At 43.4% G+C, this 18,171-nt stretch carries 16 protein-coding genes and 1 pseudogene; 4 read left to right on the top strand and 13 right to left on the bottom strand.

Annotated features, from left to right (window positions below):
- Positions 1-311: 311 nt before the first annotated feature.
- The 6 genes from ATC1_RS09930 to ATC1_RS09905 form a co-directional block, all read right to left on the bottom strand.
- Positions 312-1,721 (bottom strand): NAD(P)H-dependent oxidoreductase, encoded by a 1,410-nt coding sequence (locus ATC1_RS09930; RefSeq protein WP_062281259.1) that lies wholly within the window; start codon positions 1,719-1,721, stop codon positions 312-314.
- A gap of 143 nt (positions 1,722-1,864) precedes the next feature.
- Complete coding sequence (locus ATC1_RS15170; RefSeq protein WP_407920572.1) at positions 1,865-2,080, bottom strand: glycosyl-4,4'-diaponeurosporenoate acyltransferase CrtO family protein; 216 nt, start codon at positions 2,078-2,080, stop codon at positions 1,865-1,867.
- Positions 2,081-2,604: 524 nt separating this feature from the next.
- Entirely contained in the window at positions 2,605-4,197 is a 1,593-nt protein-coding gene (locus ATC1_RS09920) for a hypothetical protein (RefSeq protein ID WP_062281251.1), read from the bottom strand.
- A 298-nt stretch (positions 4,198-4,495) separates the two neighbouring features.
- Positions 4,496-4,957 (bottom strand): VOC family protein, encoded by a 462-nt coding sequence (locus ATC1_RS09915; RefSeq protein WP_062281247.1) that lies wholly within the window; start codon positions 4,955-4,957, stop codon positions 4,496-4,498.
- Positions 4,958-5,387: 430 nt separating this feature from the next.
- The gene (locus ATC1_RS09910; protein WP_062284070.1) at positions 5,388-5,882 is read right to left on the bottom strand and encodes a cysteine hydrolase family protein; all 495 of its coding nucleotides are present in this window, start codon (positions 5,880-5,882) and stop codon (positions 5,388-5,390) included.
- Between the two features lie 107 nt (positions 5,883-5,989).
- Entirely contained in the window at positions 5,990-6,949 is a 960-nt protein-coding gene (locus tag ATC1_RS09905; RefSeq protein WP_062281242.1) for a hypothetical protein, read from the bottom strand.
- Between the two features lie 471 nt (positions 6,950-7,420).
- Here ATC1_RS09905 and ATC1_RS09900 point away from each other — a divergent pair.
- The 4 genes and pseudogenes from ATC1_RS09900 to ATC1_RS14840 form a co-directional block, all read left to right on the top strand.
- A pseudogene (locus ATC1_RS09900) lies at positions 7,421-7,744 on the top strand (VirB4-like conjugal transfer ATPase, CD1110 family); the annotation flags it as partial.
- A 207-nt stretch (positions 7,745-7,951) separates the two neighbouring features.
- Positions 7,952-8,392, top strand: a complete 441-nt coding sequence (locus ATC1_RS09895) for a GtrA family protein (protein ID WP_062281235.1) — start codon at positions 7,952-7,954, stop codon at positions 8,390-8,392.
- 117 nt (positions 8,393-8,509) lie between these two features.
- Positions 8,510-9,346: an acetolactate decarboxylase gene (gene budA, locus ATC1_RS09890; RefSeq protein WP_152024286.1), complete on the top strand. Its 837-nt coding sequence runs from the start codon at positions 8,510-8,512 to the stop codon at positions 9,344-9,346.
- A 30-nt stretch (positions 9,347-9,376) separates the two neighbouring features.
- A complete protein-coding gene (locus tag ATC1_RS14840) occupies positions 9,377-9,514 on the top strand; it encodes a hypothetical protein (RefSeq protein WP_154664743.1) in 138 nt (45 codons plus the stop codon).
- 174 nt (positions 9,515-9,688) lie between these two features.
- Here the strand turns inward: ATC1_RS14840 and ATC1_RS09885 are convergent, their stop codons facing one another.
- The 7 genes from ATC1_RS09885 to ATC1_RS09850 all read right to left on the bottom strand — a co-directional run bounded on the left by ATC1_RS09885 (position 9,689) and on the right by ATC1_RS09850 (position 17,909).
- Complete coding sequence (locus ATC1_RS09885) at positions 9,689-10,906, bottom strand: class I SAM-dependent RNA methyltransferase (protein ID WP_082174741.1); 1,218 nt, start codon at positions 10,904-10,906, stop codon at positions 9,689-9,691.
- A gap of 104 nt (positions 10,907-11,010) precedes the next feature.
- On the bottom strand, positions 11,011-11,844 hold the full coding sequence (locus tag ATC1_RS09880; protein ID WP_062281225.1) for an ADP-ribosylglycohydrolase family protein: 834 nt from the start codon (positions 11,842-11,844) through the stop codon (positions 11,011-11,013).
- 425 nt (positions 11,845-12,269) lie between these two features.
- Complete coding sequence (locus ATC1_RS09870; protein ID WP_062281219.1) at positions 12,270-12,914, bottom strand: GNAT family N-acetyltransferase; 645 nt, start codon at positions 12,912-12,914, stop codon at positions 12,270-12,272.
- A 473-nt stretch (positions 12,915-13,387) separates the two neighbouring features.
- Positions 13,388-15,133 carry an HD domain-containing phosphohydrolase gene (locus ATC1_RS14615; RefSeq protein ID WP_082174740.1) on the bottom strand — a complete coding sequence of 582 codons (1,746 nt, stop codon included), beginning with the start codon at positions 15,131-15,133 and terminating at the stop codon, positions 13,388-13,390.
- Positions 15,134-15,381: 248 nt separating this feature from the next.
- Positions 15,382-15,930: an NADPH-dependent FMN reductase gene (locus ATC1_RS09860; RefSeq protein ID WP_062281215.1), complete on the bottom strand. Its 549-nt coding sequence runs from the start codon at positions 15,928-15,930 to the stop codon at positions 15,382-15,384.
- The gene (locus tag ATC1_RS09855) at positions 15,927-16,796 is read right to left on the bottom strand and encodes a pirin family protein (protein WP_062281213.1); all 870 of its coding nucleotides are present in this window, start codon (positions 16,794-16,796) and stop codon (positions 15,927-15,929) included. Before ATC1_RS09855 ends, ATC1_RS09860 begins: the two co-directional genes overlap by 4 nt.
- A 267-nt stretch (positions 16,797-17,063) precedes the next feature.
- The gene (locus tag ATC1_RS09850; RefSeq protein WP_172667757.1) at positions 17,064-17,909 is read right to left on the bottom strand and encodes a CPBP family intramembrane glutamic endopeptidase; all 846 of its coding nucleotides are present in this window, start codon (positions 17,907-17,909) and stop codon (positions 17,064-17,066) included.
- Positions 17,910-18,171: the final 262 nt, after the last annotated feature.

Here is an 18,171-nt window from a genome sequence, read left to right as displayed (position 1 = left end):
TTTCTTATCGAAATAATTTCCATTAAAAAGACTTATCTGCAGAAAAGGACTGCAGATAAGTCTCATTATTTAAAATAAAGCCAGATATATATTATCAGTATGTTGACTTTATTACACAATTATTTTTGTGTTAACTACTCCCTTATCCCCCGTTATTATACTCAAGAGAATTATTGAAGTCAACAATCAAGGAGTAATTCGAAATTTAAGAGTTACAAAGAGTGATAAATATCAATTTCAGGCTTAAGGATTTTATGCTTTTTTTATCCACGCTCCATACTTCTTTGTATTTCAACGATATGTCACAAGCTTTATTCCTTACCGGATTTTACAATTTGCTTATGCTGCTGGATGTACATTTCTGGCATGCGTTCAAATGCCTGCATACGTACCGTTTTTAGCTTGAAGGCCATGCCCATGATAAGATTGAAAAGCTGTTTTCTCAAATCTCTCTGCGGAAAGTCATAAAGTCCATTTTTTTTGTAAAAACGATGGTCATCTCCAACTACACCTCTCATGCTGTAGATCAAGTCACGGAATATTTTTATTCCGCCCACTCCAAGGAAATTTATGCTTTTTTGGTATTTTGCCAAGGCTGCCTGTGAAAGGCGTTTTGCCGAATTTCTTAGTAAGTTTTCAAGATAAAGTGAATCCTCATACTCATCACCGATAATGAACATGGCATTCTCACGCCCGACATTATCCTTTCCTTCCAAAAATTGCCGGACATTAGGTAGAGATCTGAGCGGTCCAGCCACCAAATAAGCGGTATGTTTGCCCATCATACTTGTTCGGTGTCCATTTGAAAAGGTACGATCCAAAAAGAGTTTCCAGATTGGCTTCAAGTAACGATCCTCAATGTTCATGCCAAATACCAGCACATCACAGGTATTGACGAGATTAAGGTAGAATTCTTGGAACCCATCCTTGCGGTCGCATTCTCCCACCAACTCACACTTGAGGCAACCGTGACAGCCTGCTTCATAAGGAAAGTCATTGATATCGATAACTTCAATAGTATGGGGATAGGCATCCATGAACACGTCGAGCATCCGGGACAGGTTCCCATCTTTATGAATCTCATCCGTCAGCAGTACTGTCCTCAGCTTTGGTTCCTCCAAATCAGGATCTGCTGCTTGCGGCACGGTCATTTGGCCCGGCGAGAATATAGGTGATTTCGTTTCCGGTAGAGGCATAAACTTGCGTTCCACTGGATATCGGTTTCGACAAGAACTGACAAAGTCGTCCATAAAAAACCGCATGCTGGATCGATGAGTCTTATTGAGCATGTCCAAATTATCAGCCGTACTCCCTTCGATATAATACATGCCTAGGTCTTCGCTCGTACCGCGAAGCCAATCCTCTGCCAATTGATCATAATAATGGAAGCACGTCATCATACTGGTTGCATATTTCCCTTCAAATATTGAATTCCTGCCAGCTGCTTTGATCAATTGGAACAAACGGATCAGCTGCCAGGGAACCAGCATCGTGTAGACAGGTGTATTCCAGATAATCGCATCAGACCACTCGATATCACCCATTGCAGATTCCAGCCAGGATTCCTCAAACTCGATTTTGGACAAGGCTTCACCTGCCTTTAAGACTTTATACTCAACATTTTTTTCCTGTCCTAACATATATAGGCTATGCTGAAGGGTTAAGCTGTGTTCGCCTTTGGGACTGCCATTTACTACAAGGATTTTAATTACTGGTGTCATTCTCAGTTACCTCTTTTTTTTAATATGAATCTCTTGGCCCTTACGCTTCATTCTATTGAGCAATCTCAGAACTCATCGTATAGTGTATCGCTAAGCAATGATACAAGGCAGATTGACAAGCAATACATAGATCACCATATACTCTACTTAACAGGAACAAATAAACCGAAAAGCCCAAAAGGAATGATTGCAAACCATTGTGTCCATTCAGCCCTGGCAGATTCTAACAGGAACCTGTTTTGGTTCTCTTCCGGGAAATCTTTTTTATGCTTCTTTTCGTATCTTCGCTTTTTCAGCGCAATACTGCCTTTCGGCAATAGGTGTTTCCAACTGCTGACTCTTAATATTTGTTCATAAATTCTGCCCTCCTGTTAGAAAATATGTTTTCGAAAAAAGATTGAATTTTTTCTGGATATACGGTCTGGAATGTTCAGACAAAAAATGCAGATGAGTATTGTTTAGTGCAAATGGAAAATGTAAGAAAGTGTTGAATACAATCATCAGCCAATGCCATTTTTCTGATTTCCCCAAGAGAATCCTTTGGATCATGAAGCAAGTGAAGATAGATCGCATATTTCAGCCAATTATCACAAGCGTCAAGGAGCTTGTGATAATCCATCCTCCTGTTTCTGAAAAACTTTAAATTTCAATTTTGTCGGCTGAGTATTATATGTTTACCCCTTCCGGAGGGCGGATACCATTCACCGAAAAAACCTATAAGATTTTAAGTAATTTTTATTGAATTTAATCCTATTATAAACAGTAATTCCTACGAAAATAGAATTCAATTTTTATTATCGGTTGTGAAATTTCTTTCATCTGTTGTTCGAAATATCGAAATGTTGATGATTATTTCGTAAACCGTTTTTTTTCAGCCCAATATCTAACATGAAAAAAAGCTGTAGGTGATGTTATTGACATTGCAAAACTCTCGCAATAAGCTGCAGCCATCCATTCCGCCAAACTTCTGCAGCAGCATTTCTTTAATATTCTCCCTTTTGGGGGCTGACAAAGCTAATAAGAGCTCTGTGTTTTCCTGGTCAAATTTATAAAAATACTCATATTCTTCCTCACCGGACATAACCACAGCGGCCTCACCTAAGTCCTGACCTGAGATTATCAGACAACCTTCTGATAACTCAGCCCAAACTTTTACCTTTACACGAGAGAATTCCTCATTACATAGCTCGAATTCTTCAAAAGAAACCATGGGATCTTTGATGTCGAATCGTTTTTTAATCATAGGATTGATTTTATCCAGCTCAATACTTTTATTTTCTTGGATATTCGCTTCTATGGATATGTTAAAATCATCATCGGTGCACTTCCGGATGATCCGCTTTACCTTATCCATCGGGAACGGGACATTATCCGCCTGGAAATACTCAATACGAATAATCTTCGCAATGGCGCTATGCCCATCTTTTCCAACGGGAACCAAAACATCATCTCCATTTTTAAGCGAATCGTCATCAGTTGCGTAGTAATAACTTTTACCGCAATCATAAAATTCCACGCTGCAAAAGATGGAATCATTGATCTTGCGCCTTGCTTTCGTGTAAACAGCGGGATTGAGCATCTCATCAATCCCATAGAACTGCATAAAATCAAAAATGCTCTCTGCCAATTCTGGAAAATCCCCGGGTAATCCATTCTTATCAAAAGTACCCTTGATCATAAGCTGCGATCGTTTTTTGAAGTCTACCGTGATTTCATAATTCTTTGTTTCGAGCGGATCGGTAAAATCGTCCGGAGAATTTCCGGATATATGCGCAAATAAACTGTCGGCGTCGAGGTTATCCAGCAAATTTACAACGCCATCCTGTACATAATATTTTTTCGAAACGATACAACCTGATCCGAACTGTTGAATGTGTTCCAGGGATTCAGATTCTCTGTCGAGAATGAGCTGCTCTGAGTAATCCCAAGTGCAGTATTCCACCGAATCACTTAGGGGAACATTGGGCTTTATCTTCGTGACTCGATGGTAGTTTATTGAGATTTTATTGACGCTGTCCGGCTTGGAATTTCCATCAAACAAGAACAAGTCCGGCATATTGAGTGTATCACGTATCAGATCGGAGAGGTCAACACCGTCAACATTTAGATCGAAACCAATCGACCCTGCAAATTGATATGGTTTACCCGCAGTGTTGGTGATGGTCACATCCCAGCGGCCGCTATCCGTGACAAATACCATATCCGGCGCATCGCTGAAATAAGTGCCGATTGCATCTAAGATAGGAACAGCGGCTTCTTTTCCAATGGTGAAGTTCTTCCTGCGTCCGCACAGATAATTATGAAAACCCTGGCCGAAGGTATAGCCGGAGAACCATACGCCACCATCAGCATTGATTGTCAGACGCTGTTCAACTTCTTCGTCAGGCTCAGGACGAGGTGCAAAGCAGATATTGTTGGAAATAATCTGTATCTTCTTTATGCTTCCCTGGAAGGTAGGCGGACCGTCAAGATTCATCCTATTTCACTCCTGTCAACGCTTCGAAATTTGAAAAGAATTCTTAGTTCTTTAATAGTTTTACGCTTCGCGCAAAAACACCACAACAACAGGATTTCTCTTTTTTCTCAAAAGGCTTTTCCATATTTCGAATTACTGTCTTTCTACAGTTTGGCGAAAAATTATTTTTTTTTGCGTATTATCTTAAAAGTACGGATAGAGACTGGTATGCGAATCATTGTTCGAAAAATTGAGGCTGACAGCATTCTGAATGGTCGGAAGGGGGAAGGAACAGACCAGTCCGAATGGGAAAAAGAACTTAACCCTGCAGACAATCTTGCACATAACAAACCGGCACATCCATATACGCAGCTACTTGTTCAACAGACATCCCACGATTAAGAAAACGTTTTACGACGCCCCTGATCTCTTCGCCGACTTCGATGATGTGCTGATCCGGATCATAAAAACGGACTGTTCTTTGCCCCCAGGGATGCTCGAGCGGTTGATGGACATACGCAACCGCTGTTTCTTCCAGCTTTTTTAAGAATGAATCCATATCCTGCTCTTCAAAATAGAGCTCACCGGCATTATGCTGAAAGTGAACCGCTTTGTTGTTGATGAATTTTACCCACGTCTCTTTTTCCTGCAAATACAAACCATGTTCCAGTTCGACATTGGCTCCGAAATCATTGACGACATTCATATTCAACACGTCATGGTAGAACTTTTTGCTTCTCTCCATGTCTGTCACAGCAATCAGCGTTCCTTTATATAGCATAGGTGGTCCTCTTGTTTTTAGAATTCATCGTTCCTGGATATCAAGCCACAGCCTCGATATGCATTGAAACTTAGCTTTGCATGAAAATTCGCAGACAGATTTCTAAACATTATATTTTTTCTCCCTCTAGACCGCAAGGGTTATAGGGGATAAATTTGCAATCTGATAATCACTCATTTATATATCAATAACCATTCCTATTATTTCCAATTCGCACAATAACACATTTGTCCTTCAGGCTTTTTATATGGAGAAGATTCTTTGTAGTTGTGTTGTTTTTGCGCGGAGCGCAAAAACAACACAACTACAATTCTTTTTCATATTTATAATTGCTGTCATCGAATATTTTTCTTCTGCATCTGTCACCTTATCGGTCACTCCATAGATCGCCCTACAGGACTATGTACAACCGCTTTCTCTTTCGCTTTCCTTACTTTCCAATAATTTCGGCAAACGTTTTAACTTCACACCCCTTATCTGCATAATAGACAAGCATTTCATCCACTTTTTTCAGGTCGTAACTGGTGACACAGTCGGAAAAGACATGCACGGTGAAGCCTGCTTTTGTCATGTTGAAGCAGGTAGATTTCACGCAGGCGGTGGCATCGGCGCCAGTGATATAAAACTCGTTGATACGGTTCTTCTCAATGAACTCGGCAAATGCCTCGCATGTCAGGGCATTACCCTTGGTCTTCAAAAAGATGTTGTCCGATACGACCTTCATCTCGGGTACGAGCTCCGCGCCCTTGGTATCCGGCTTGAAGGTGCGGGTGCCATCCGAAAGATTGTTGTGCTTGATGTAAACTACATGGATATTGTTTGCCACCGCCCAATCAATGGCGGTGTTGATCGCACCGATTATGTCTTTATAGTGTTTTGTAATATCATTCTGAATGTCAATAACGACTAACGCCTTGTTTTCCATCGTGTCCCCTTTTTCTGCTCTTGCAGGTTTTTCTGACAAAATAAAATATACTTCTCCAAATTTCGAATTGCTGATGTAATTGCGACGTAAGGTTCCTTGATATATTATCAGTATTCCAGGCGTTCAAATATTCGATAGCATAAGTAGGTCAAATAAGGAGACGGCATTTTTTTTTGCCCAAAATCCCAATCTTTCAATTTCTGGTAGGCCGATTCAGGTGTAAAAAAACCTTTCTTATCTTGTTTGTCTTTTATTTGGGCAATCATTTCAAGGAAACGCGGATCATCCCGCAAAAATTCATATTTGCTTAGTACTCCGGCTACGCTGACAATATCATACCAGCACGATGGCGCTTTCAACTTACGGAAGTCCGTCCCCATATAGAACATATACGGATGTTGATTCAGGCTGTTTTCCCACAGGCTAAGTAGTACTTTAACGGTGGAAACTGCAACCTGGGAATTCCTATAATCCGGTAAATAGGATAATAAATCGGCCATTATCAGCGTTGCGTATGGGCAACAATCGTCCTTTCTTCCAGGGCCGCGAAATTTGCCAAGCTCTGGAGAGACAGCACAAGGGAATCCATTTTCACGACACAAAGATACCAGATGGTCAACACCGGGCTTGACATATTCTTGATAATCCAAACCTGCTTTTACCAAAGCTAGTAAAAGCAGCGGAGCATCACACAGGCACCAACTGAAAACATCCACGCCCGCACCGCCAAAATGCTTCGGTACATTGGTCAGCGATTGATAGATGCCGTGCTCGTCCCGGTGCTGTAGAATTTCATCAACGGCCTTTTTTATTTCCGGTACTTCCGTATCCAGCCCAAGGTCCAGCAGAAATAGCAGCTTGTTGATCGATAATTCGGGATTTTTATGATTTGTCACCAGACTCTCATGAAAATTCGCAGCACTTGTAAGGAAATGTTGAATACGATCATCAGCCAATGCCATTTTTCTGATTTCCCCAAGAGTATCCTTTGGCTCATGAAGCAAGTGATGATGGATCGCATATTTCAGCCAATTATCACTACGGTCAAGTAGCTTGTTATAATCCATCCTCTTGTCACCTCTTTTTTCTGAAAAGCATTAAATTTCAATTTCGTCGACTGAGTATGATATGCTTACCCCTTCCGCAGGTCGGATACCATTCGCTGAAAAAACCTATAAGATTTTGGTAATTTTTATAGAATTTAATCCTATTATAAGCATCAATTACTACAAAAATTGAATTCAATTTTCATTATCTGATGTGTAATTTCTTTCATCTGGAATTCGAAATATGGATTGACTTTACAAAGCAAACATGAGAATTTGTTGCTCTTATGGTTTTGCGAAGAGCGCAAAACCATAAGAACAACAATGAATACTTTTCATATTTCGAATGACCATGACATCAAATCTTCTGCTTTATTTTCAAGTTTTAACCCTGCAACCTTAAACACAGCAATTCGAAATTTGGATGCTAATTGGAAATGCCTTTTGAGGCACCCAATTTTAAACCTTCGTTATCAATATTACCGTCTCTATGTGATATGTTGTGATATCCGCGAACTGGGCAAATAGCTAAAGAAATTAGGGATGCTGGTGATTCAGGATCAGGTCTGGAACCGGGTCACCCGCAAACGGGCAGCCAAGAAAACCACCTGGTTTTATCAGGATGATTTCCACCTGATGCTAAGGGAAGAACAAAGCACAGCTTATTCTGTGGAGATCTGGAAACGTTTTCGCAAATGGGGCAGTATTCCAACCGCCATCACCCAAAACGTAAAAGACCTTTTAACATTCCGCGAAATCGAAAACATCCTCGACAACTCCGATTTCATTAATATGCTCAACAAAGCTGGAGGAGATTAGGAGATCCTGGCAAAACACCTGAACGTTGCAAAAGACCTGTTGTCTTATGTAACGCATATCGGTGAGGAGGCTAAGCAGAAAATAACTTTTTTGAAGGAGCCCCGGGGTGTACCGATTATTTTTGTTCTGTTGAAATCGACTTATTTCATGTGTAAAATTGGACTAATGTCCAAAATGCGCAGTTCAGGAATATGGAGCAAACATATGCAGGTGTCAAAGAAAGAGAATCTAATACAGGTAGTTAAATTTGTATTGTTTTCAGCTTCTGCCGGGATTATCCAGGCGCTGACATTTACGATGCTGAACGAATTGCTGCATTGGCCGTACTGGCCGTGCTACTTAATCGCTTTGACGCTCTCAGTGCTCTGGAATTTCACGCTGAACCGTGAGTTTACTTTTAAATCTACAACGAATGTGCCGAAGGCAATGCTGAAGATTGCCATCTATTATGCAATTTTTACACCGCTGTCCACCTGGTGGGGCGTGGCGCTGACAAATATGGGTTGGAATGAATATATTGTCCTGTTTGGCACGATGCTAATCAACATGGCAACAGAATTTTTAGTCTGCCGCTTTCTCGTTTACCGAGACAGTATGAATACAAACCAGCGTGATCAGCGGTCAGCGGCAATGGTCCAAAAGTAGTGATTGAGCAGAAGAAAAAGGACTGTATCGCGGCAACAATCCTGCATATAGCTAAAGGGATTTTTGTGGTTATGGGGTGTACCGACGTTCTGACGATCTGCTGAATATCGTCCTGATTTGCCCCGCGTCCATGACCGAAATGATACGATCGATAAACAGGAGATAAACCAGATGAAAAAATATGTGAAAGTTTTACTGGTGTGTTTTATCGTGTGCGCTTTACTGACAGGCTGTACGGGGAATACACGGGCGCAGGATATACTCTATCAGGTATCGACGCTCGACGCGCTGATGCAGGGCGTATATGACGGGGAATTAACGCTTGAAGAGCTCCTCCAACACGGCGATTTCGGCATAGGCACCTTTGACGCGCTGGACGGAGAAATGGTTATTTTGGACGGTACGGTTTATCAGGTATTATCCAGCGGCGAAGTGGTGCAACCGGATCTGTCGGTGACGACCCCCTTTGCTATGATAACGCAGTTCAATACCGATATTCAGTCTGATGTAAGCTCTGTCAGTGATTATAACAAGCTCCAAGAGACGATTGGCAGCCTGCTTCCAAGTCAAAACGAGATTTACGCAATTGAAATTCACGGTACCTTTTCGTACATAGAAGCGCGCAGTGTTCCCTCGCAGACGGAACCATACCCCCTTTTGTCCGAAGTAACGGAAGAACAGACTGTTTTTGAATACAAAGACGTTACGGGTACCTTGGTGGGATATTGGTGTCCCGAATATTTAAGCGGAATTAATCTTGCCGGGTACCATCTCCACTTTTTGTCGGAAGACTATACCATGGGCGGACACCTTCTGGAATGTTCTATTGAAAACGCCGCCATTTCCATTAATACCGTGACGCAGTTTCAGATGCTGATTCCCCAAAACGAGTATTTTTTGCAGACAGATTTCGGCGATGTAACTGAGCAGGAAAAACAGAATGTGGAACAGTAACGGGCTGTGACTGTGACTGGGGGTAACGTTATGCTTGCAATGATATTGAAAATGACCGGTGTCAAGTTCCTGATGGATGTCATGGTGCTGAGTGTAGTTCTTCTTGAAAAGAAAACAAAGTTCGGTTCAATATCAGCGATTCAAAATATGGGCATACTTGACAAATAAAGAGAGAAAACTGGTAGTTGAGTTGTTTTTGCGCGAAGCGCAAAAACAACTCAACTACTATTATTTCTTCTCATATTACGAATTTCTGGTTTATATAATCCTTTTCACGGCAAATGGAGATCCGATGCGTACTCTAGCATTTTCGCTTTCGGCGGATGTAGCGTCCAGATCATCCTAGATCAAATCCACACCTATCTGGTCATCAGGAATTTTTCTGGACAAAAGAACAACCGTCTCGACATGGTAAGTATGCGGAAACATATCGAAGGGTGTGATGCGGTCAAGCTGGTATCCGGCAGCCAAAAGCCGCCGCACATCCCGTGCCAATGTCGATGGATCGCAGGAAACGTAGGCAATGCGCTGCGGCCCCATGCGGATCAACGTTTCCAGCACACGCTTCATCAGCCCCGCACGCGGCGGATCAACAATGACCTGATCGAAATTCATCCGCAGCCGCGGCAGAATCTTTTCGGCAGAGCCCTGATGACACACTGCCTGTGGAAAATCCGCCAGATTGATCGCATAATCGCTGCAGGCACTGGCGGATAGTTCGACCGCCGCAGTTCGAGCAGTCTGAGCCGCAAAGAAGCGGGAGAACAATCCGACACCGCTGTAAAGATCCAGCAGCTGCATCTCCTCGGAAAATGGCAGCGATTGCTGCAAATGGCGGATGATCGCTTCGGCAACCGGGATATTGACCTGGAAAAAGGATCCGGAGCTGACACGAAACGCTTTCTCCAGCACGGTCATACTGACAAAATTACGGTCGGCTAAGAGAGCTGCCTGGAATTCCTTTAATTCCGGGAAATTATCCGCATCCCCGTCGGGCACCAGCATAATTTCGTCGTGCGTTCCACAGCGGACTTCAAAACGCCGCTCGAAAGCTGCAGGTCGAAAATGAAACTGCGGCCAAATCTCCTGAATTGGCAAAACTGGTAAAAAGCACTCCGTAACGGGAATGATCGTATTACTGGCCCGCGCACGAAACCCGACTTTCCCACCACAATCAACATGAAATTGCATACTGTTTCGATAGTGGACCGTCTGCGGAGCGGGAATAACGTCCTCCACAGGCGGATCGACAATTCCGGCAATGTGTGCAAACTGGTCTTTCAGAACCAGCTTTTTCGCAGCCAATTGATCTGCATAGCCCATGTGTTGATAGTGACAACCTCCGCAGGCTCCAAAATGATGACAGAAGGGCTGAACGCGCGAAGGGGATGGATCCAAAATTTCGAGCGCTCTTCCTCGGGCATAGCTGCGCTTCTCCTCGATCAATTCAATTTCCACGGTTTCACCCGGCAGCGTATCCGGAACAAAAACAGCCCGTCCATCCGGCAGGCTGCCCACACAATCCCCTCCATAAGTAAACCTGGAAAGTGTAACTTTCATAGCTGTATTCTGATTTCCCTTCCGTTGGTTTGCGTCATCTTTCCTTCCGTTTTAACATTCCTATCCGGATTTCCTGCGATTGTTTTTATCAGGGAGAAAAAATGTCAATTCATTGATTCGGATGAAAAATTGGTCCATTCATGATAAATCGCCAATAATTCTTCATCCAGATAGGTCAGCGCTTTTTCCCGGATTGAATCCGGAACACCATAGTACGCCTCGGCAATTCCGCCGGTGATCGCGGCGATCGTGTCGCTGTCCCCGCCAAGAGAAATGGCTGTGCGGATCGCATCTTCAAACGAGGTGGATTCCAGAAAACAGGTGATTGCCTGGGGAACCGTCTGCTGGCATGTCTCGTTGAACCGGTACGCAGCGCGAATATCGTCAATTCTGAAATTCAGATCATAATAATCCCGGTTGATGCGCTCGCGAATTTCATCCATTGAGGAGCTATGCCGAGCCATATAAATCGCGATGGCTGTCGCTTCCGCACCTTTGATGCCCTCTGGATGGTTGTGCGTCACTGCGGTCACCGCCTCCGAAAGGCGTTTTGCCATTGATTCAGACTTAGCCACGAATCCTGCAGAACTCACCCGCATTGCCGCGCCATTACCATAGCTTCGATACGGCTTCGGATCGCTGCTGAATACCCACGGGTAAAATCGCCCGCCATAGCCGCAGTTCGGGTATTTGCGCCCGATTTCCTGCATGTAATTCACAGTCAACGTGGAAAGCCGGTCATAAAAAGCATCGCAGGTATCGCTGTTGGATGGTTGTTCGCCACTCATCGCTTCCATAATCGCTTTTGCGACAGCCAGCGTCATGATGCTGTCATCTGTCGCAAAACAGCCTTTCCCAAACAGATCAAAATCCTTGCTTCGATAATTGTGAAATTCGAAGCGTGATCCGACAATATCCCCGATAATGGCACCGATCATATAAACCTTTCTATTTTCAACGATTCGAAATATGGATTGACATTTCGAATCAATCAAGAAAATTTGTTGTTCATATAGTTTTGCGCAAAGTGGAAAACTATATGAACAACAAAGATTTTTTTATATTTCGAATTACTGTTCTACTTTATAGAAAAAAAAGCCACAAAAATCTTACTGCTGTCAGTTTACGTGTTTTTTCAGGATCGAATTATCCCTGTATCTCAATCGCTCTTGAAATCGTTGAGGACAATCTCACACAGCACCTTTATCCCGACCGCTGCGATTCTGTCATTACTCATTTACTGCAGATGGTAATTTGATATGAAGTTTTTGCGCATTGCGCAAAAGCTTCACCATAACAAGTGTTTCCGATTCATACGAAAATGGATCCCAGTTTAAAAATTGGATGATCTTATAATAAACTCTTATTGTAAAAGAGAATTACTGAGAATATAAAACTCCTCCTGACTTGGTTGAAAGTTCTTCTCCATTTTTTCAAGACTCTCATCAAAACGCACAGCTTCCTGTTCGTCGATCTTCATCACAGGGCTTTCAAAATAAAACCATTTTCTTCCGTCAAAACTTTGCGGCTTCAGCTCTTTGACCAGCATAGCTGCCGGATATGTACCATTCTCAAGACATACATTGTATTTTTTACAGCTCTTAAAACCACGGCTTACATAATTGTTTGGATTTCCGAATATCACAATCGCATCATAGCCCATCGATACCGCTTTCTCAAAAGAAGACTCCATGAGCATTTTCCCATATCCCATTCTTTGGTATTCCGGCGAAATACAAACCGGACCAAAGGTAAGGATTTCTTTTTCTTCACCGGACTCATCAACCAATTTCGCTTTTGTGTACATAATATTTCCGATGATTTGATGATCCACTTCGATCACCAGATCCAATTCCGGCAGAAAATCTTCGTGGGACCTCATAACATGAACTAAATAATGTTCCACACATCCCGGCATATATAAATTCCAAAAAGCTTTCCTTGTGATTTCTTCAACTTTTACATAATCATCTTTTTCTTCATTTCGAATCCGAATATTTTTATTCATCGAGTAACTCCTGATTTTATAAATTGTAATCACTTTGTGTTTTTTTTGTCATAGAACTGCAATTCTAAATATTTACTAACCTTTCAAATCGCTGATCATGACAGCAATTCGAAATATGAATTGACCTTTCGAATGAAGAAAGAACAACAAAGAATTCTTTTCATTTTTCGTATTACTGTGATCATGATCATTTGTCTGACAAGTTTCAATGATCTTCCATATTGCCTGACGATTCACCCGCAGAAAGAATTAAAAAAAACAGCAAATCTGACTCCTTATCCGTCTGCCACTGAATTGATAAACAGATTTTCAGCAACAAAAAATTCTTTTCACAGTATACGTTCTGCGAACAAATATGTCAAAGCCATTGATCGGAAATCATTAATTCAAAATATGAGTGGGAATTCGTTCTTGTTCTTTATTCAAAATATGGGGAAAATATATTTGTTCCAATTTATTCTGGATGAAACAGTTCAGAAAGCATCCTGCCCTTTTTTCTGCATATACGCTTCGAATACGGCCACAATCTGCGGATCAAAATGCGAACCGCTCATTGAATGGATATATTCCATCGTTTTCTCATGGCTCCAGGGTTCCCGATACGGACGGTGGCTGGTCAGCGCATCGTACACGTCCACCACAGCAAACAACCGCGCAGCAATCGGAATCGTTTCGCCGCTCAAACCCTGCGGATAACCGGTACCATCCCACTTCTCGTGATGCGAATACGGAATATCCAGCGCCTGTCTCAGATAAACGATCGGGTTCAGCATATCAAAGGCAAATTGTGGATGTTTGCGGATCATATCGAACTCCTCTTCCGTCAATTTTGCCGGTTTCAGCAGAATGGAATCTGGAATTCCCATCTTCCCCATATCATGCAGGAGCGCACCGCGTCGAATATGGATTAATTCTTCTTCTGAAATACCCAATATTTGAGCCAGATCCATCGTCATCTGCATTACCCGTGAAGAATGACCTTTCGTCTCCTTGTCGCGCAAATCCAGCGCTTTCGACCACCCCTCGATGGTACGATCATACGCTTCTTCCAGTTCAACATTGGCTCTCTTCAATCCATCGATCAATTTTGCATTCGCAATGGCAATCGCCATCTGCCCAGCAAGCGTTTCGTTATATAATAACCATTCGTCATCGACGCTGAATTTCTCTCGGCTGAAGAGAACAAGAACACCTTTCATCGCACTCCCCTGCATAATCAGCGGAACGACCAAAAAATCCTGAAAGCCCTCCTCTTTCAGTAAAGCTGCCAATTCAGGCCATAAAAGTTTTGAATCTGGATTGATCTGGCGCAGAACCTTCAACTCATCATCAGTTTCAGGAAAGCGCATCTTTAAGGTTTGAAGTTTTTGGATAGAAACAGGAATAAATCCATCAGCGACCGCAAGCTCATATTGATGGAAAGTATTCTCCAAAATATAGATACCGACAGCATCTACTTTCAAATGCTCTTTTATTTTTTGTGTCAGCAGCTTCAGCGTGGCGCTTAGCGGTTCATTTTCATTGATGGATTGGTCCACTGCCCGCAAGGTTTCAAGCCGTTGCAATCGGTTTTGTGATTCGTGCAGCAGCCGCTCAATCTCCAGATCAGCATCCTTTTTATCAGTGATATCCAGGAATGTCCCCAACATCCGCAGCGGTTTATGATCCGCGTCATATTTAACGATCTTACCCATGGAGAGAAACCAGCGCCAGTTCCCATTGGCAGTCCGATGTCGAAATTCTATGCGAAAAATATCCGATCGCCCATCCATATATTCGCGAAATACTTGCAGGTAATTCTCGACATCATCCGGATGAATGCTCTGCAAGAAAGAATCCCTGGTTTCAACAAAAACGCCTTGCGGATCATAACCCAGCAGCCGATAATAGGCATCATCGACCACCAATTCTCCGCTCTGGATGTTGAAGTCAAAAATACCTTGCTGTGAGGCCTCCATCGCCATGCGCAGTCGTCGATTGCTTTCTTCCTCCTTTTGTTCTGCAATTTGTCGGGCATGCAGATGAGACTGAACCAGAAAATAAATCAGCAGCGAACTCGCTGCCACGAAAAACCAGCCTTTATAGTTCTGAATGTGCGTCATCAAATCAGTATCCGCTACCAGCACTGCCAGAATCATGTCCGAAAAGAAAATCCACAAGACACCCACAATCAGGTACGTAAAAGCAACTCTGAATTCAAGGGATGACCATTTTTTCATGATGAATCCAATCTATTGATGAAAGGCGTTTTCTGTTTCGTTAATTATAAAAGAAATTGATCGGGAAAAACGCAGTGATTCAGCAATTCCAGCGATTCGAAAAATAAGAAGGATTATTTGTTGTTCTTATCGTTTAATACTTTGAATCGCTGGCTGTGATTCAAAAATGGGTAAAAAATAATTCGCTTATGAGGTTGTTTTGTATGCAATACCAAAGCAACCTATAAATCTCAACGATTGGTCTACAATTACAGGTTTTCTCGTATCCGCTGCACCAGCGCTTTTAACAGCCGCTGCAGCATAGCCCGTGATCGGCTGTCGACCAGTCTGCCTTTATCGTCAAACTTTTCTTCGGCATTGCCAATGAAAACTTCCGGTTTATTCAGAACCAGCAGATTCAGAGCAACACACACCTGCCGTAGGTGATACTGCACACGCGCACCACCGAGCATCCCCGGGGATACGCTCAGAATGGCAGTCGGTTTCCCGAATAAAGGTTTTTCATCCCCTCTGGATGCCCAATCCAGCGCATTCTTCAGCACCGGAGGAATGGAATAATTGTATTCCGGTGTGGAAATCAGCACCCCATCTGCAGCAGCCAGTTTTCCGCGAAATGCAACAACCGAAGGCGGAAATCCTTTCGCTTCCTCATCTTCATTCAGGAACGGGATACCTGTCAGATCGACCAACTCCAATTCCACATCATCCGGCAGCATCTCCGCAGCCGCTCGCAGCGCTGCTTTGTTGAAGGAATCCTTCCGCAGACTGCCGGTAAAGCCGACGATTTTAATGGTCAAAGCGAACCTCTGTATCCACTTGCTGTTTTAATGAAAGTATGTTCATCCAATTCTCGAAACGCGAGCTGCAGCTCAGCGGCTGTGTTCATTACAATCGGTCCACCCCAGGCAATAGGCTCCCGCAGCGGTCGCGCTGACAGAAGAATCATACGCACGTCCTGATCTGCAGCCTGCATCCAGAATTTTTCACCTAGGCTGAATAAAACTGCCTGTTTCGCATCAATCCATTGCGGTGTCAGTGGGTCAAAATTCACTTTTCCGAAAAAAATGTAAACAAACAGTGTGTCCTGCGGATCCGTATCCAATGACCATTCATGATGAGCAGGCAATTCGATATCCAGATACGATGCTTGAACATATTTCCCTTCAAAAGCGCCCTTGTGCCCCTTGTAGTCACCGGAAAGAACATGCACCCGCACACCGTTTTCTTCGATGACCGGTATATCTGCACCGGGAATATCACCATAAGCCGGTTGTGTCATTTTATCCTTCGTCGGCAGATTCAACCAGATCTGTGCCCCCAGCATGCGTTGGCTGGCTTTGGGCATCTCCTGATGGATGATGCCGGATCCGGACGTCATCCACTGGCAGTCGCCATCCAGGATACTGCCGCTGTTGCCCAGGCTGTCCCCATGCTCAATATCGCCATGGATCAGATAGGTGATCGTTTCAATCCCGCGGTGCGGATGCCAAGGAAAACCACGAATGTAATCCTCAGGATCTACTGAATCAAACGCATCCAGCATTAAAAACGGATCATAATCCCGCGTGTCGTTACGTCCGATCACGCGTACCAGCTTCACACCCGCGCCATCCACGGACGGTGTGCCGCGGGTAATTTTGGTAATTTTTCGTAGATTCTCCATTGTTATACGCTCCATTCTGCCATGACGACACAAATTTGTTACCGTATTTCTCATTTATAACATGAAAAGAATTGAAAGTGATGTATCGAAAGCGATTCGAAATATGAATCAGCGTCTCGAAGAACACAACAACATATCATCCTTTCCATATTTCGAATCGATGATGTTTCGATAATACGGCGGTAATTCCTATGAAAATTGAATTCAATTATCATAGGAATTACCACTGATCCATATGAGAAATTGCCGGATTACATGAAGACGTCCTCAGGCTTGCTGCAGCAGATGAAACAGATAGCCGGTCCCGACCATCACGAAATTGCTGATACTGTGCATCGCCATCGGATACAGGATGCTGCGTGTTTTTTGATACACCGCTCCGTTCAGCACGCCCATCGCAAACGCATAGAGCAACGGAAATAAATTCCATTCCCGAACGGATGCAGGGAAACCGGACCACGAAACGTGTGCTGCTGCAAACAATAAAGCTGTCAGCACGACTTCCAGCGAGATGTCCTCAGTGATGCGGATGCTCCTGCCAAAGACGGACAGCAGCAGCGTCACGGGCAAGGCGCGATAGACGATCTCTTCGGATGGACCGCAGATTAACAGTTGAAAGCCCAGACTGCCGAGAACATTGCGCACGGACAACGGATACGCATATACCGGCAAGTTACCGATGCGTTGCATTAATAGATGATAAGCCAGCGCGATACCCGTGATCGAAAGTGAGAAAATCAAAACAATTCGACCGCCGGTGCGAACATCGCCGGTCTGAAATCCGAATTCTTTCTGGATGAAGCGTTTGAAGATCCAGATGAGCGCGGCGACGAGGATCATCTGCACCAGATGATGCATGGATAAGCGTGTGAATGACTGATCCGGATCGATCTTTTCCCATTGGAACCAGTCTGCCACAGCCCAGCCGAGTTTTCCGGTTGCACGCTGGATGACGAATAACCCGATCAGCGTTGCAGCGACTGCCAACGCTTTAATGATCATCGGCTGCTCCTTGTGAAGTGGAACTGCTTGTGTGGAAGCATCGATCTTTGCTTGCCTTGCCTGTATCGTTTTCTCATGATCCTCTGTCATTGCATTGCCTCCATTCCGCATTCCATCTGTTGTCCTGTACCTCATTGCGAAAAAAACGTGACACAGTATATTCACGTTTAACAGGGTCGAATCGAATCACTTTCAGAAAGGTACAGGTTTTCAATCATCATAACACACCCCTGACGAATATAAAACAAGTAAATTTAAAACAGCGATTCGAAATTAAGAGAAACTATTAGTGATTTAGATTGATTCGATAAGTAAGTCTAAATTGCGAATAGTTGCATATAGATCCGGACATTTAAAATAGAGAAAACCATTT

The organism is Flexilinea flocculi, assembly GCF_001192795.1.
Classification (GTDB): domain Bacteria; phylum Chloroflexota; class Anaerolineae; order Anaerolineales; family Anaerolineaceae; genus Flexilinea; species Flexilinea flocculi.
Note: the sequence above shows the minus strand (reverse complement) of the source record. Positions and strands in the feature narration are given on the sequence as shown.